16 protein-coding genes and 2 pseudogenes are annotated in these 15,136 nt (G+C 73.6%); 2 read left to right on the top strand and 16 right to left on the bottom strand.

The genetic code is table 11. The features are described from left to right. From gspD to gspG, 9 genes are all read right to left on the bottom strand, one after another. Positions 1 to 2,123 (bottom strand): type II secretion system secretin GspD (gene gspD, locus V7026_RS08650; RefSeq protein ID WP_334154985.1); only part of this gene is annotated, 2,123 nt, incomplete at its 3' end. Beyond that, a complete protein-coding gene (locus V7026_RS08645) occupies positions 2,120 to 2,920 on the bottom strand; it encodes a type II secretion system protein N (RefSeq protein ID WP_334154984.1) in 801 nt (266 codons plus the stop codon). The genes V7026_RS08645 and gspD, both read right to left, overlap by 4 nt. Next, the gene (gspM, locus tag V7026_RS08640; protein ID WP_334154983.1) at positions 2,917 to 3,414 is read right to left on the bottom strand and encodes a type II secretion system protein GspM; all 498 of its coding nucleotides are present in this window, start codon (positions 3,412 to 3,414) and stop codon (positions 2,917 to 2,919) included. Before gspM ends, V7026_RS08645 begins: the two co-directional genes overlap by 4 nt. Beyond that, positions 3,411 to 4,652: a type II secretion system protein GspL gene (gene gspL, locus V7026_RS08635; protein ID WP_334154982.1), complete on the bottom strand. Its 1,242-nt coding sequence runs from the start codon at positions 4,650 to 4,652 to the stop codon at positions 3,411 to 3,413. Before gspL ends, gspM begins: the two co-directional genes overlap by 4 nt. A 43-nt stretch (positions 4,653 to 4,695) precedes the next feature. Continuing rightward, positions 4,696 to 5,655: a type II secretion system minor pseudopilin GspK gene (gene gspK, locus V7026_RS08630; RefSeq protein ID WP_334154981.1), complete on the bottom strand. Its 960-nt coding sequence runs from the start codon at positions 5,653 to 5,655 to the stop codon at positions 4,696 to 4,698. Continuing rightward, the gene (locus V7026_RS08625; RefSeq protein ID WP_334154980.1) at positions 5,652 to 6,260 is read right to left on the bottom strand and encodes a PulJ/GspJ family protein; all 609 of its coding nucleotides are present in this window, start codon (positions 6,258 to 6,260) and stop codon (positions 5,652 to 5,654) included. The genes gspK and V7026_RS08625 overlap by 4 nt, the downstream gene beginning before the upstream one ends. Positions 6,261 to 6,271: 11 nt before the next feature. Beyond that, positions 6,272 to 6,679 carry a type II secretion system minor pseudopilin GspI gene (gene gspI / locus V7026_RS08620; RefSeq protein ID WP_334154979.1) on the bottom strand — a complete coding sequence of 136 codons (408 nt, stop codon included), beginning with the start codon at positions 6,677 to 6,679 and terminating at the stop codon, positions 6,272 to 6,274. 5 nt (positions 6,680 to 6,684) lie between these two features. Further along, on the bottom strand, positions 6,685 to 7,158 hold the full coding sequence (locus V7026_RS08615) for a prepilin-type N-terminal cleavage/methylation domain-containing protein (RefSeq protein WP_334154978.1): 474 nt from the start codon (positions 7,156 to 7,158) through the stop codon (positions 6,685 to 6,687). Beyond that, entirely contained in the window at positions 7,133 to 7,579 is a 447-nt protein-coding gene (gene gspG, locus V7026_RS08610; RefSeq protein WP_068608502.1) for a type II secretion system major pseudopilin GspG, read from the bottom strand. The genes V7026_RS08615 and gspG overlap by 26 nt, the downstream gene beginning before the upstream one ends. Before the next feature lie 23 nt (positions 7,580 to 7,602). On the opposite strand from gspG, the gene V7026_RS08605 reads away from it, so the two are divergent. Further along, on the top strand, positions 7,603 to 8,139 hold the full coding sequence (locus V7026_RS08605; protein WP_334154977.1) for a type II secretion system protein N: 537 nt from the start codon (positions 7,603 to 7,605) through the stop codon (positions 8,137 to 8,139). Positions 8,140 to 8,194: 55 nt separating this feature from the next. Here the strand turns inward: V7026_RS08605 and ilvA are convergent, their stop codons facing one another. Beyond that, complete coding sequence (ilvA, locus tag V7026_RS08600; RefSeq protein WP_334154976.1) at positions 8,195 to 9,778, bottom strand: threonine ammonia-lyase, biosynthetic; 1,584 nt, start codon at positions 9,776 to 9,778, stop codon at positions 8,195 to 8,197. Positions 9,779 to 10,061: 283 nt separating this feature from the next. On the opposite strand from ilvA, the gene V7026_RS08595 reads away from it, so the two are divergent. Continuing rightward, a complete protein-coding gene (locus V7026_RS08595) occupies positions 10,062 to 10,514 on the top strand; it encodes an OsmC family protein (RefSeq protein ID WP_334154975.1) in 453 nt (150 codons plus the stop codon). Positions 10,515 to 10,523: 9 nt separating this feature from the next. Here V7026_RS08595 and coq7 read toward each other — a convergent pair whose 3' ends face one another. From coq7 to V7026_RS08565, 6 genes and pseudogenes are all read right to left on the bottom strand, one after another. Beyond that, a complete protein-coding gene (gene coq7 / locus V7026_RS08590; protein ID WP_334154974.1) occupies positions 10,524 to 11,189 on the bottom strand; it encodes a 2-polyprenyl-3-methyl-6-methoxy-1,4-benzoquinone monooxygenase in 666 nt (221 codons plus the stop codon). A gap of 22 nt (positions 11,190 to 11,211) precedes the next feature. Next, positions 11,212 to 11,418, bottom strand: a pseudogene (locus tag V7026_RS08585) (copper-binding protein); the annotation flags it as partial. Positions 11,419 to 11,472: 54 nt separating this feature from the next. Beyond that, positions 11,473 to 11,928 (bottom strand): annotated as a pseudogene (locus V7026_RS08580) (DUF411 domain-containing protein); the annotation flags it as partial. Next, positions 11,925 to 12,452 (bottom strand): cupredoxin domain-containing protein, encoded by a 528-nt coding sequence (locus tag V7026_RS08575; RefSeq protein WP_334154973.1) that lies wholly within the window; start codon positions 12,450 to 12,452, stop codon positions 11,925 to 11,927. The gene V7026_RS08575 and the pseudogene V7026_RS08580, both read right to left, overlap by 4 nt. Then, positions 12,436 to 13,875 carry a multicopper oxidase family protein gene (locus V7026_RS08570; protein ID WP_334154972.1) on the bottom strand — a complete coding sequence of 480 codons (1,440 nt, stop codon included), beginning with the start codon at positions 13,873 to 13,875 and terminating at the stop codon, positions 12,436 to 12,438. Before V7026_RS08570 ends, V7026_RS08575 begins: the two co-directional genes overlap by 17 nt. A gap of 2 nt (positions 13,876 to 13,877) precedes the next feature. Next, a complete protein-coding gene (locus V7026_RS08565) occupies positions 13,878 to 14,951 on the bottom strand; it encodes a hypothetical protein (protein ID WP_334154971.1) in 1,074 nt (357 codons plus the stop codon). Positions 14,952 to 15,136: the final 185 nt, after the last annotated feature.

Below are 15,136 nucleotides of genomic sequence, written 5' to 3'. Positions count from 1 at the left end.
GGATTGGGGGCAGGGGCGGCGGGCGCGGGCGGCACGGCGGCGCCGGGCCAGGCGGGCGGCAGCAGCGGCGCGTCCTGCACCGGGTGCAGGCGGCTCGGTTCGGGCTGGGCCTGCTCCTGCACGCCGCGCATCCACTGGTAGCGGTCCAGTGCCAGTGCGTCGCCGGCGCGCGCGTCGCGCACCACCACCGGGCGCAGAAACACCATCAGGTTGGTCTTCTTGCGCGAGCGCTTTTCGCTGCGGAACAGGTTGCCCAGCACCGGCACGTCGCCCAGCCCCGGCACCTTGTCCTGGTTGCCGCCGAATTCGTCTTGCAGCAGCCCGCCCAGCACGACGATGCCGCCGTCTTCCACCATCACGGTGGACTCGATCGAGCGCTTGTTGGTGATCAGGCCGCTCGGGTTGCCGATCGAGCTTGGCAGCACGCTGCTGACCTCTTGGAAGATCTGCAGTTTGACGGTGCCCTGGTCGTTGATCTGCGGTCGCACCCGCAGCGTCAGGCCGACGTCACGTCGCTCGATGGTCTGGAACGGGTTGACCGCGCCCTGGTTGGTGTTGTTGGCGGTGTACTGGCCGGTGATGAACGGCACGTTCTGGCCGATGACGATCTTGGCCTCCTCGTTGTCCAGCGTCAGCAGGTTGGGCGTGGACAGGATGTTGGCGTCGCCTTTGGTCTCGAGAAAGCGCGCCAGCGCGCTCAGCACATAGGTGCCGCCAATGCGCTGCGCCAGACCTATGTTGAACCCCGGCGCTGGCAGCTGACCCTGGCCGCCGTTTTGCGTGGCCAGGTTGAGGATGTTGGCCCCGCCGGAGCCGAAGTTGGTGCCGAGCAGCCCGATGGCGCCGTCGCCGTCGCGGCCGATGATGCTTTGCCACTGCACGCCGATCTCGGAGGCTTTCTCCGCGCTGACCTCGGCGATCAGGCTCTCCACATAGACCTGCGCGCGGCGCACGTCCAGCAGGTCGATGACGCGGCGCAGCTCGCGGTACAGCGGCTCCGGCGCGGTGATGATGAGGGCGTTGTTGGCGACATCGGCCTGCACCTGGCCGCCGGTGGGCGTCGCCGTGGCGGTCCCCGCGGAGCCGGTGGTGGCTGCGCGCGTCCCGCTGCCCGGCCCCGGGGTGCCGGCGCCCGGGTTGGTTGCCGGGGCCGTGACCGGGGCGACGGGCGCGCCGTCGGCGCCACCGGGGGTGCCCGCGGCGGCCAGCGCGGCGCGCAGCGTCGCGGCCAGCTGCGCCGCGTCGGCGTGGCGCAGGTAGACGACGTGGATGTTGGCCGCCGCACTGGCGGCACTGGGGCGGTCCAGCCGCTCGATCAGCGCCCGGGCCAGCTGCAGCCGCGCCGGGTGGCTGGCGCGCAGCAGCAGGCTGTTGCTGCGCGGGTCGGCCAGCACCGTGATGCGCGGCCCGCCGGGCGTGCGGTTGGGGCCGGCGCTGCCGTCGTCGTCGAGCAGCTGGCGCAACCAGCCGACCACGTCGGTGGCGATGGCGTGCTTCAGCGGCACCACCTCCAGTTCGGTGGCGGTGCCCACGTCCAACGCCGCGATGATGCGCGCCAGCCGCTGCAGGTTGTCGGCGTAGTCGGTGATGACCAGCGCGTTGTGCGTGTTGTTGACGGTGATCGGGTTGTTCGGGCTGATCAGCGGGCGCAGGATCGGCAGCAGGTGGTTGGCGTTCTCGTGCTGCAGGCGAAAGATCTGCGTGACGAGCAGCCCGTCGCGCGCGGGGGCCGGCTCCTCGGTCAGCACCGGGCCGCCGAGCAGCTTGGCTTCGGCCTCCGGCACGATCTTCAGGATCCCGGCCGACTCCACCAATGCAAAGCCGCGCAGCCGCAGCTCGGCACCGAACTGCGCCAGCGCTGCAGACGGGCGCACCGGCGTTTCGGTGACCAGCGTCAGCGGCCCCTTGACGCGCGGATCGACCACGATGGCGCGGCCGGTGGCCACACCCAGCGCTCGCGCCACGGCCTCGATGTCCGCATCGACGAAGTTGAGCGTGATCGGCTGGCCAGGCCGCACCGCCGGCGGCGGGGTCTGCGCGGCCAGCGGGCCGGCCAGCGCCGCCGCCAGCAGCGCCAGCGCCGCGGCACGGCCCAGGCGGACGGAGAGGGTGGCGTCGTTCATGCGGGGTTTCCGATGCGCAGGTGGGCGCGCGCGCCGTCGCGGCGGCCCAGCAGGATGAGCAGGTTGGATAGGGCGTCGAGCCGATCGGGGTTGGCCTCGGCCAGCCCCTGCAGCTGCAGCCGGCCACCGGGCCAGCCGCCGCTGGCCTGAAGCCGCAGGTCGCCGCGCAGCGTGGCCAGCTCGAACGTCGGCGCGGCGCCCGGCGCGGCCTGCAGCGTGAGCCGGTAGCTGCCCAGCGGCCGCAGCGGACTGACGGCGGAAGCGACGTCGAGCAGCTCGACGGTGACTGGGGCGGGGGCGACCGGGGCTGCGGCGGCCGCCCCGAGCGGCCAGCGCAGCGCCGGCAGCGCGAGGTGCACGCGCCCCTGCAGGCCGAAGGTGTTCCACGGCGCGCCCAGCGCCTGCAGCCAGGCCAGATCGAACTGCGCCCGCCACGGCTCGGCCTGCAGCCACCAGCCGCCGTCGCGGCGGGCCAGCGTGGCGCGCCACGGCGCGTCGGCGGCGGCGTCGGGCTGCAGCGTCAGGCGCGCGCCGAGGGTGGCGAGGTCGGGCGAGAGCGTCCAGCGCAGCCGCCCGGGCAGCGTCAGCGCCGCGCCGTCGCCGGCCACGCGCAGCACGCCGGAGCCGGCCCACAGCGTGCCGGCCGGCTGCAGCAGCCGCACCCGGCCGTCGCTCGCGGCGGCCAGCGCCACGTCGGCCCAGCGCGCCGGGGCCTGGACGACGCTGGCGACGAGTGCGCCGAGCAGCGCGCCGAGCACCGCTGCGCGCCAGGGGATGCGGCGCGCGCGCGCGCTCACCGGGCGCCTCCCGCGGGGGCCAGGCGCGCATGGCCGCGCCAGAGGTCACTGTCGCGCTGCAAGTCGAGCTCGACCACCTGCAGCGCCAGCCGCTCGCGCAGCGCCACCAGCCAGTGCGCCAGCGCCTGTGCCGGCACGCCGTCCAGCTCGACGCGCCAGCCGCCGTTCTCGTCGGCCCGCACTTGGGCACCGGTGCCGAGCTGTTCCTGAGTCAGCACGCGCACCCCCTCCGGCGTGGCGGGGGAGGTGGTGCCGGAGTCGGCGGCGGCTTTGCGCTCGGCCAGCGCCTGCGCCAAGGCCGCGGTGCGTTGAGTCTGCGCTTGGGCCTGCGCCAGGCGCTGCGGGGCCTGCTGCAGCGCGCGCCACGCGGGCCAGGCCACGCCCAGCGCCCAGGCCAGCAGCAGCACGGCGGCCAGTCCCAGCCCGGCGTGGCGCTGCAGCGGCGCCGGCAGGCGCGCGGTGAGCGTCGGCAGCGCGGCGCGGATCGACGTCATCGCCCGGCCTCCGGCTGCAGCCGCCACACCGGGCCGCCTTGCTCGGCCACGATCAGCCCGGCGGCGCGCGCCGCGGCGCGCACCTGCGCCGCGGGCGGGGCGGCGTCCCAACGCAGCTCGAGCCGATCGCCCTGCACGCGTACCTGCTGCGGCGCCGGCCCGCCCTGTGCGCCCCAGGCGTGCAGCCAGCGCTCCAGCGCCCCGGGCGCGGCGGGCCCGCCCAGCCGGGCCAGCGCCTGCGCGAGCTGACGCGGCGGATCGAGCAGCACCGGCGCCTGCGGCAGCGCCGCGCGCGCGATGCGCTGGGTCTCGGCCTGCAACGCGCGCTCGGCCTGACGCGCCTGCCACGCGGCCAGCGGCACGGCCAGCAGCGGCACCGCCGCCGCCGCCGCAATGCCCCAGCGCGCTGGCGCCCAGGCCGTCTCGGTGCCCACTTCGCGCATGGCGCGCAGCGCACGCTGCCACCACGCGCCGCCGATGCGGCGGCGCCAGGCGAACTGCGCCAGATCCGGCCCGTCGCGCCATGCGTCGGCCCAGCGCCGCGCGGCTGGCAAGGCCTGCCAGGGGGCCTGCGGTCGCGCCGCGCGCGCGTCGTCGAAGGCGGCCGGGTCGGCGGCACAGGTCAGTGCAGTCGGCGATGCGTCGATGCCCGCCGGGGCGTCGTCCTGCGGCGTGCCGGGTGGCAGCAGCGCGTCGAGATCGGATAGCGGCACGGAGGCCACGCCGTCCGGCCCGGCGAGCACGGCCATCGGCGCGCCGTCCAGCGCGTGCACCCACAGCACTGGTGCGGGCAAGGGATGGCTTTCGGCGAGCAGCCGCTCCACCGTCCAGCCGGGGGCCTGCGCGGCGGCCATTGCGGCCTGGAGCCGATCGTCGCGCACGACAGCGACCCAGGTGTGCCCCTGCGGCGCCGCAGGTCCCATCGCCCAATGCAGGCGCTGTGGTTCTTCCAGCAGGGCGTCTTCCAGCAGGCCGCCCAGGGCCGCCGGCGTGCGCCCAGCGCGGCCGGCCGGCAGCGCCACCGCATGCCACGCCAGCCAGCCGGTCGGCACCACGAGCGCGACCCGTTCGCGCTCGCCGAGGGCGGCCAGTCCCTCGGCCGGTGCGCGGCCCTGCGCGAGCACCGTGCCAGTTTCATCCACGCGCGCCCAGTGCCAGGCGGCCGGGGCCGCCTCGGCCGTCGCGCCGGTAGGGGCGGCGACGGTGGTGCAGCGGTCTACGGGGCGCAGGATCAGCATCGGTCGGGCGTGCGCGTCAGAGCGCGGCAAGCATAGCACCGCCTCAAGACGCAGCCGGGTTTTCGGTAGGTACGGCCGCCACGCCGCGCTGGCGCCATAGCACTTCCACGCGCGCTGCGTCGCGGCGCAGCAGCGCGGTCTGCTGCACGGTCAGTTCGCCCAGCCGCAGCTGCCCGGTGACGAGGAAGTGGCGGCTGGCCACGCCCAGCAGCGTCGGCTGCCACGACGACGCCAGGTGCGGCAGCGCCTCCACGAGCGCCTCGGCGCGCTCGAACGGACGCTGGCTGCGCAGGCTCAGCAGGCGCTGCGCCTCGGCGGCGTCCAGCCCGGCGACCGCGGCGCGCAGTACCAGCGGCCCGGCGGTGTTGAGGTTGACCGGAGTCGGCTCCGGCAGCCAGACGGTGTGCGGGGCCAGCCGCGCCCAGCTCGCGGCGCTCAGCCCCAGGGCGTGCAGATCCTCGGCGCGCTCGGGTGGAGGGTGGCGGGCCGGGCTTTGCGCCCCGGCCGGCCAGGCCTGCCGCAGCGCCTCGGCCACCGCACGCAGCTCGTCGGCCGGCAGCTCCAGCAGGCCGTAGAGCCGCTCGAACGCCGCGAGCGCCGTGGGGTTGACGCGCGGCGTGGCGCCGGTGAGGTCGATCAGGTTGCGCCAGTTCAGCCGCGCCTGCGCGTCTTCGATGCGGCCGGCCAGCCAGGCCTCGTCCAGCACGTCGTTGCCGTCGTCGGCGCTGGCGCGTAGGAAGGTGGACAGCCGGGTCGGCTGCAGCGGTACCGCCCACGGTTCGGCCAGATGGTCGGTGCGCGAGGCGCGACCGTCCTCGCGCACGATCAGCCGCGCCCAGTCCAGCGCCCCGGTCAGCAGCCACGCGGCCTGCGCCTGGTCGCGCGCGGCGCGCTCCACGGCCCAGGCGCGCCACTGCAGGCTCCAGGCGGCGGCCGCCAGCGTGGCCACCACCGCCATCAGCATCAGAGCCACCAGCAGCGCCGCGCCGCGTGCCCGCGTCACGACTTGCCCCCAGCGACGCGGGCCGACGCCCAGTCCAGCGTCAGCGCGCCGTCGAAGCCAGCCCCGCTGGCCGGCACCAGCACCAGCCGCACGGCGGCGGGCGACACGCCCTCGGCGCCGGCGGTGCTCCACTGTGTGCCGTCCCACACCCGCACCTCGGCGCCCGCGATGGCCACGGTGCGTACGCCTTCGGCGCGCACGCGCTGCGGCGCCTGCACCCACGCCTGCGCCAGCGCCTCCCGCGTGGCCAGCGGCGGCGACTGCCAGCGTGCCCAGCGCTGGCCATCGTCCACGGCGGCCCAGGCCACCACCTGCCAGCCGGCGCCGTCGGCGGCGTGGCGCAGCAGGCGCACCGTGCCGCCCTGCAGCGACCAGGCCGGCGGCGGGTCGATGGCGCCGTCCACCGGCATCACCATCTGGTCGAGGTCGAGCTGCCACTGCGCCAGCACGTCGGCCCAGCCGAGCTGCGCGGCGCTGCGCGCCTCGGTGGCCTCGCGCACGCGCAGCAGCCCGTCCAGCGCGCGCCAGCCGAGCGTGGCCAGCAGCGCCAGCACCGCCAGCGCGGTCAGCAGCTCGATCAGCGTCAGGCCCCGGGCGCGGCGCATCGTCGGCCCCGTCAGTGCCGGCCGAGCACGGTGGTCAGCCGCGTCAGCACGAGGTCGCTGCCGGCTGGCCGCACCCGCACCTCGACGCGGCGAAAGCTCGGGTTCGGCGTCGGGTCGATGGCGATCTGCACCGTGTGCTCCACGCCGCCCTGCGTGCAGGAGAGCTCGCGCGTGCCGGGGGGCGGGAAGGCCGGCTCCAGCCGCAGCACGACCTGCGCGTTGTGCGCGCACAGCTGCGCCAGCCACTGGGCCGGCTGGCGCTCGGCGGTGCGCAGCAGGGCCTGGCCGGCCTGCTGGGCGGCCAGCGCCGCGGTGGCGACGATGGCCAGCGCCACCAGCACCTCCACCAGCGTGAAGCCGCCGGGGCGCCGGCGGGGCGGAACGCCCGGGCAGGGGGCTGCGGCGGATGCGGGCGCCATGCGGTTCACTCCACGCGCACCGCGCCCCAGCCGTCGAAGGCCAGCGTGCGCGTGCGCTCGCCGTTGCGCAGCGTCAACCGCCACGGCGGGCCCATGGGGTCGGTCCCGAGCGAGAGCGCCGGCTGCGGCGGCTCCAGCGTCAGCGCCACGTCCTCCAGGGGCCACGGGCGCGCGCGCGGCAGCTCGGGCAGGGCCGCCTCCGGCAGGCCGCGCCAGCGCAGGCCCTGGGCGTCCCAGGCCAGCTCAGCGCGGGTGCCGCCGGCGCGCGCCAGTGCCCGCACGGCCTCGATCTGGTCGCGCAGCTCGGTCGCCAGCCGGTCCAGCCGCCGGTCGGCGTCGCCACGCCACGCCTGCACCACGCCGACGCTGGCGATGCCGACGATGGCCAGCACCACCAGCAGCTCCAGCAGCGTCAGCCCGCGCGGGCGCCGCGCGGCCCCGGCGGGCGCGGGGTCACTGCCAGCTGCCGATGTCGGCATCGTTGCCCTCGCCGCCGGGCTGGCCGTCGGCGCCGAGCGAGAACACGTCCACCTCGCCGTAGGCGCCGGGGTTGAGGTACTGATAAGGGCGGCCCCAGGGGTCGTTCGGCAGCTTGTCGAGGTAGGGGCGCCAGTTCGGCGCCGGGGGGCCGGAGGCCGGCCGCTGCACCAGCGCCTGCAGGCCCTGCTCCTGCGAGGGGTAGCGCTGGTTGTCCAGCCGGTAGAGCTTGAGCGCCTGCATCAGATTGGCCACGTCGGCCCGTGCGGCGGTGACGCGCGACTCGTCGGCGCGGCCGATGACGTTGGGCACGATCAGCGCCGCCAGCACCCCGATGATGACGAGGATGACCAGCAGCTCGATCAGCGTGAAGCCCCGCAGGACGCGGCGGGCGGGGGTCGCAGGCGCGCACGCGAATGTCATGCCAACGATGATAATGCAGCCCCATGACGCCGCCCGCCGTTCCACCTGTGCGCACGCCGCCCGGCCGCCGCTGCCGCGCGCGCGGGCGGGCGCGGCTGCCGGCGCTGGCCGCGCTGCTCGCGTGGGGGGTGGCCGGCTGGCTCGCGGCGGCATGGGGATGGCGGCTGTGGGGGCTGGCGCAGGGCGTGGCGCCTGCGGCGCCGCCGCCGTCGTCGGCCCCGGTCGCTCAGGCGGAGACGATGGCGCGGGCGCTGGGCGGTGGGGAGGGTCTTGCCGCCACCCCGCCGCCGGCGCCGGCCGCCGTCGCCGCCACCGGCGCGGCGTGGCGCCTGCTGGGCCTGGTGGCCGATGGCGGAGGACGGGGTGCCGCGCTGCTCGCCACCGATGGCCAGCCGGCCAAGCCGTACCGCGCGGGCGCGGCGCTGCCGGATGGCTGGCGCGTGCAGCGCATCGAGCGCGACGGGGTGTGGCTGAGCCCGCCGCAGGGCGGCGAGGCGGTGCGACTGCCCGCCCCGGTGCGGCCGGCGGCACCGGCTGCGGCGCCGCCGGCCGGCGGTTGAGGCGGTCGTCAGCCCGCGCTTCGCAGCCGCCCGACGGGCGAGGGTGCCGACCCCCTCACCCCCGCAGGAACAGCCGGTAGACCGGGTTGTCGGTTTCTTCGACGTAGGGGTAGCCGAGCTCGCGCAGGAAGCGCTCGAACGCCCGCGCGTCCTTGGGCGGCACCTGCAGGCCGACCAGGATGCGGCCGTAGTCGGCGCCCTGGTTGCGGTAGTGGAACAGGCTGATGTTCCAGCTCGGGCGCATCAGCGTCAGGAACTTCAGCAGCGCGCCGGGCCGCTCCGGGAAGATGAAGCGCAGCAGCCGCTCGTCCTGCGCCAGCGGCGAGTGGCCGCCAACCATGTGGCGGATGTGCTCCTGCACCAGGTCGTCGTGCGTGAGGTCCAGGGTCGCGAAGCCCTGCCGCTCGAAGGCGGCGGCGATCTTGGCGCTTTCACCCTTGCCGTGGGTGGTGAGCCCCACGAACACGTGCGCCACCCTGGCGTCGTGGATGCGGTAGTTGAACTCGGTGACGTTGCGCGGGCCGCCGGGCAGCGAGCCGATGGCCTGCAAGAAGCGCAGGAAGCTGCCGCGCTCCTCGGGGATGGTGACGGCGAACAGCGCCTCGCGCTCCTCGCCGACCTCGGCACGCTCGGCGACGAAGCGCAGCCGGTCGAAGTTCATGTTGGCGCCGCACAGGATGGCGGCGTAGGTCTCCCCGCGCGTCTTGTGCTCGGCGACGTGCTTCTTGATCGCCGCCACCGCCATCGCTCCGGCCGGCTCGACGATGCTGCGCGTGTCGATGAACACATCTTTGATCGCGGCGCAGACTTCGTCGGTGTTGACGGTGACGTAGCCATCGACCAGCTCGCGCGCAAGGCGAAAGGTCTCCTCGCCGACCAGCTTGACCGCGGTGCCATCCGAAAACAGCCCGACGTCGGCCAGCTGCACGCGTTGGCCCGCGCGCACCGAGCGCAGCATGGCGTCGGAGTCGCTCATCTGCACGCCGATGACGCGGATGTCGGGCCGCACGGCCTTGAGGTAGTTGGCCACGCCGGCGATCAGGCCGCCGCCGCCGATGGCGACGAACACCGCGTCGAGCCGGTTGGAGCCCAGGCCCTGCAGCTGGCGCAGCATCTCCATGGCGATGGTGCCTTGCCCGGCGATGACGTCGGGGTCGTCGAACGGGTGCACGAAGGTCAGACCCTCGCGGCGCGCGAGTTCCGCAGCGTGTTGGGCGGCGTCGGAGTAGCTGTCGCCGTGCAGCACCACCTCGCCGCCGAGCGCGCGCACGGCGTCGATCTTGACCTGCGGCGTGGTGGTGGGCATGACGATGACGGCGCGCGCGCCGAGTTTGTGGGCCCCCAGCGCCACACCCTGCGCGTGGTTGCCGGCCGAGGCGCAGATGACGCCGCGCTGCAGCTGCTCGGCCGACAGGTGCGCCAGCTTGTTGTAGGCGCCACGCAGCTTGAAGCTGAACACCGGCTGCTGGTCCTCGCGCTTGAGCAGCACCTTGTTGTGCAGGCGGCGGCTGAGGTTGCGCGCCGGCTCCAGCGGTGTTTCGCGCGCCACGTCGTAGACGCGCGCGGTGAGAATCTTCTTCAGGTAGTCCTGCGGGGTCAGCGGGATGGGATCGGGGCAGGCGGGGGACTGGGCAGGCATGGCGTTTCCGGATGGCTCCGCGCAATCATACGGCGCACGGATGCTGGGCCCAGCCGACGGTAGCTCGTCGCAGCGGGGCTGGGCACGAAAAAAAGGCCCAGGCGCGATGCCTGGGCCTTGAACCACCCATAGAGGGCAGAGGAGACAACTGTTGCCGGGCCACGGGACCCCGCCGACGACACCAGCCATGCGCCGGGCGCGTCGTACAATGGTCAGTATTATATATCACTTATATTGCGGTGCAGCATGTTTGCCTGCGCCGAGTCGCTTTGGAGACAGTTGAATGGAGTGCACCGTCACCTGGACCGGCCCCGTGGGCGCCGGCTCCAACATGGGTTTCGTGGCTGCGACCGGCAGTGGTCATATCGTGGCGATGGATGGGGCCGCAGACCCCACCAAGCCCGAGACCAGTGGCGCCAACCTCGCGCCCCGGCCCATGGAACTGCTGCTGGCCGGAACCGGCGGCTGCACCTCTTTCGACATCGTGATGATCCTCAAGCGCGGCCGGCACGACGTGCGGGGCTGTCAGGTCAAGCTGTCCGCCACCCGGGCCGAGACCGAGCCCAAAGTGTTCACCTCGATCCACATGCACTTCGTGGTGCATGGCAAGGGCATCCCGGCCCCCGCGCTCGAGCGCGCCATCCAGCTCAGCCACGAAAAATACTGCTCCGCCAGCATCATGCTGGGCAAGACGGCGCAGATCACGACCAGCTACGAGCTGATCGAGGTGGACTGACCCGCACAGTCAGATTCGGTGCGCGACCGTCGTCATGACCTTGGCCGCGGCGCGCATCGCCCACTTCACGGGGGGCGGCAACTCCACACCGCCGGCCTGCTGTGCATCGCGCGCGTGGCGGATTTCGTCGGCTTTCATTTGCGCGACGATGGCTCGCGACGGGTGGTCGCGCGCCGGCAGGCGGTCCAGATGGCCATCCAAGTGGGCCTCGACCTGGCGTTCGGTCTCGACGACGAAGCCCAGGCTGATGCCGCGCCCGGCGAGACCGGCCGCTACGCCGATGGTCAGCGCCCCGGCGTACCACAGCGGCGCCAGCAGCGAGCGGCGGTCGCCTAACTCGTCCAGCCGTTGTTGGCACCACGCCAGGTGATCGGTTTCGTCCTGTCCGGCGGCTTCCAGGTGGCGGGCGGTGCGCTCGCGCTCCTCCGGACGGCCGGGGCCCAGCCGGGCAGCCAGCGCCTGTCCGGTGTAGAGCGCCTGCGCGCAGATTTCGCCCACGTGGTTGACGCGCATCAACGCCCCGGAGAGGCGGCGTTCCGACTCGGTCATCTGCGCGGCCTCGGCCTGCCGCTCGGCGGACACGGCGGGCGTCGGTCGCGCAGCGCGGTGGGGGGCGAACAGCGTGCGCAGCGCGTTGTCGGCGGTGATCAGGGTGGCATCGATGAACGAAGTCATGGCGTCCATCCTAGCGCAGCCGTTACGGGGTCGCTTTGATGTCGGTCACGATGTAGGCCCCATCGGCCTTTTGCGCGCGAAACCGCACCCGTGCTCCCGGTTGTAGCCCCTGCAGCAGGGCCGGGTCGCGAACCTGGAACACCATGGTCATCGGCGGCATGTCCAGATCGGGGATGTCGCCGTGGCGCAAGGTGATCTTGTGCGCCGCGGTGTCGATGCGCCGCACCTCGCCTTCGGCCCACCGATCGGCGGTGGCCGTCGGAGCGGCCGATTGCGTCTGGTGGTAGCTGGCATACACCCGGGTGGAGCCGTCTCGCTGCACGAGCAGCACGTCGTAGGGATCGCGGCGGTTGCCGTACTCGGGGCCGTCCATGCCGGGGCTACCCACCGGCATGCGCGGCACGGACAGACCCAGCGCCGCAGGCCGCTCGCGCAGCAGGCGCTGGATGTCCGCCGCGGGCACATGGCCCTCGACCACATAACCACCCACCCGGGCTGTGTGGCAGGAGCCGAGCGCCTGCGGCATGCCCAGCCGTTGGCGCATGCCGACGTTGCCGCTGTCGAAGGCCTGGACACGAAAACCGTTGGCCTCCAGGTGACGAATCCAGTCGTTGCAGCAGCCGCACTGGGGGTCTTTCCACACCTCCACCAGGGGGGCGGTGGGCTGGGCCATGCCCAGCCCCGTGCCCGAGGCGGCCAGCCATGCCGCGCCCCAGCGCATCCAGTCGCGTCGTTTCATGGAGTCTTCTCCTGTGCAGCGGGCTCGACCCGGATGCGACCGACCATACCCGCTTCGAAGTGGCCGGCGATCAGACACGCAAAGGCGAAGTCGCCGGGGCGGTTGAAGTGCCAGACGATATCGCCGCGCTGCCCGGGCGGGACATGGGCCATGTGTGGTTCGTCGTGCTCCATGCCGGGGTGTTTTTTCATGAGTTCGGCGTGGGCGGCGAGTTCCTCGGGCGTGCCGATCACGATTTCGTGCATCACGCGCCCGCGGTTGACGGCGCGCAGACGCAGTGTCTCGCCCTCGCGCACGGTCAGGCGGTTGGGGCGAAAGCGCATGTCGTCGCCCATGCGGATTTCGATGGTACGCCTCACGCGCGCGGGGTCACCCGCGATGCCCCAGGGCTTTTGCTCCGGGGGCAGTGCGGCGGCGCGGGGATGTGTGGTGTGGCCCTGCGGTCCGTGGGCGCTGGCCAGCAGGGGCAAGGCCGACAGGCCGGCCAACAGCGCGCGGCGCAGCGGGTCAGTGGGGGTGGCCATGATTTCCTCCGGTGGGTTTGCGGGCGTCGAAGGGGGCAGGAGCGGCAGGGCGGTCGTGGTGGCCGTGGCCGGCGCCGCTCGGCGCCTTGGGCTGCGGCCCGTGCGCGGCCGGTGCCGTCATCGTCTCCACCGGGCGGGTTTGCGTGCCGGCGGGCTGGCGATACCAGCCCGGGTCGCGGTAGTCGCCCGGGGCCTGGTCGCGGCGCACCTTCAGGGTCGTGAACATGCCGCCCATCTCGATCGGGCCGTAGGGGCCGGTACCGGTCATCATCGGGACGGTGTTGTCGGGCAAGGGCATTTCCATCTCGCCCATGTCGGCCATGCCGCGTTCGCCCATGACCATGTAGTCGGGCACGACGCGCTGGATGCGCTGCACCAGGCCGCGATGGTCCACGCCGATCATTGTGGGCACACCATGCCCCATGGGGCCCATGGTGTGGTGGCTCTTGTGGCAGTGCATCGCCCAGTCGCCTTCCTCGTCGGCGACGAATTCGATCTGCCGCATCTGCCCCACGGCGATGTCGGCGGTCACCTCCATCCACCGCGACTCCGGGCGGGTGGGGCCGCCGTCGGTACCGGTGACTTCGAACTCGATGCCGTGGATGTGGATCGGGTGGTTGGTCATGGTCAGGTTGCCGATGCGCACGCGCACGCGCTCGCCCAGGCGCGACACCAGCGGGTCAATGCCGGGGAAGACGCGGCTGTTCCAGGCCCAGATGTTGAAGTCGAGCATGGTGTTGACGTTGGGGGTGCGCGCGCCCGGCGTGACGTCGAAGGCGTTGAGCAGGAAGCAGTAGTCGCGGTCCACTTCGGCGATCCAGGGGTGTCGGCCCTTGGGGTGTGTGACCCAGAAGCCCATCATGCCCATGGCCATTTGCACCATCTCATCGGCATGCGGGTGGTACATGAAGGTGCCGGGACGGCGGGCGACGAATTCGTAGACGAAGGTCTTGCCGGGCGGGATCTGCGGCTGGTTCAGGCCGCCCACGCCGTCCATGCCGTTGGGCAGGCGTTGGCCGTGCCAGTGGATGGTGGTGTGTTCGGACAGCCGGTTGGTGACATAGATGCGCACCCGGTCACCTTCCACCACCTCGATGGTGGGGCCGGGGCTGGCGCCGTTGTAGCCCCACAGATTGACGGTGAAGCCGGGTGCAAACTCGCGCACCACCGGCTCGGCCACCAGGTGAAACTCCTTGAAGCCGTCGCGCATGCGAAACGGCAGCGTCCAGCCGTTGAGGGTGACGACGGGGCGATAGGGGCGGCCGGCGCCGGTGACGCCGGGCGGGGTCCATGGCCCGGCGGTGTCGGTGCCGGTGCGGATGACGGGCTCGGGCAGGCCGGCCAGGGCGTGGCGGGCCACGGCGGTACTGGCCACGGCAGCGGTGCCGGCGAGTGCCTGCGCAAAAAATCGGCGACGTTCCATGGTCAGTGGCCTTTCGCGGGGGTGGCGGGGGCATCGGCAGAGGCGGACATGGCCCGTTCGCTCAGCGGCAGGCCGGCCAGCACGGCTTGTAGGTCCAGCCACGCCAGCCAGGCGTCGCGTTCGGCCGTGACCGCCGCCTGCTGGGCGGCGATGCGCTCGCGCGCGGCGGCAAGCAGCTCCCAGGTGCTGGCTAGCATACCGTTGTAGTGCAGCAGGGTTTCTTCCTCCAGCGCCTGCAGGGCGGGCAGGACGCGGTGTCGCTGGCGTTCGGCCCGCTCCGCCGCGCGTCGGGCGTTGGCCCATGCAAGGTCGAGGTCGCCGTCCAGCCGGCGCTCTAACTGTGTCAGCGCGGCATGCGCCGCCAGTGCCTGGTCCCAGGCGTGCGGCCAGCGCGGGGCGGTCGGATCCCACCGCGGAGCACCCGGCAGGCCGCGTGCGACGGCCTGCGCCCAGGCGGTCTGCAATTCGTCCCAGGCGCCTGGGGGCAACGCGGCGCGCTGCCGCTGGGCGTCGAGCTGCAGGCGGCGCCAGTCGGGGTGCCGCTCGCGCACCTGGGCGGCCCACGTGGTGCGGGCATCGGCTGCCGGCAGGTTGGGCCGCGCGGGTAGGGTGTCGGGTAGGTGGCGCGCCAGGGCTGCGGGGGATTCGCTGCCGCCGATCTGTTGCCATAGCCGCACCACGGCCTGTCGTTCGGCCGCGAGGGCTTGCTCCTCACGCGCGTCGGCGTCCCACAGCGGCAGCGTTTCGCGCCATTGCCGCTTGGCGCTGAAGTTGCCCGTCTGGCGCATGCGCCGGGCCAACTCGGCCCCCGCGTCGGCGGCGGTGTGGGCGTCCTGCGCCAGCCGGCGCACCTGGCGCGCCGTCACCGCCTCGATCCAGGCGGCTTGCGCATCCCGGACAACGGCCGCCGTGGCCTGGGCCAGCCGCAGCCGCTCGGTCGGCCCCAACCCTGGGGTCATGAGCAGATCGGGGCGCGCCAGCAAGGCGCGACGGACCACCTCGTCGAGGGACCAGACGGCGGTATCGGGCTCGGATGCCGTGGGCGTGCCAAGGCCCTGGGCCTGCTCCCAGCGCAAGATGTCGGCGTGTCCGCGTGGAAAAGCCCCGACGGCGTCGTTGGCCGCGCGCCATGCGGTGGCGGGGTCGGTGAGGGCATCCCCCGCCGGCGGAGGCCCGGATGGCGGGGCCGATGGAGTCGATGGGGCCGCGCGGACTGCGGGGGCGGACGAGCCGGGGGACGAGCCACCCGGGTGAACGTGGG

This window comes from Tepidimonas sp., from assembly GCF_036825565.1.
In the GTDB taxonomy this organism is placed as follows: Bacteria; Pseudomonadota; Gammaproteobacteria; order Burkholderiales; family Burkholderiaceae_C; genus Tepidimonas.
The sequence above is the reverse complement of the archived record's forward strand: the minus strand, read 5'-3'. Positions and strand labels throughout refer to the sequence as shown.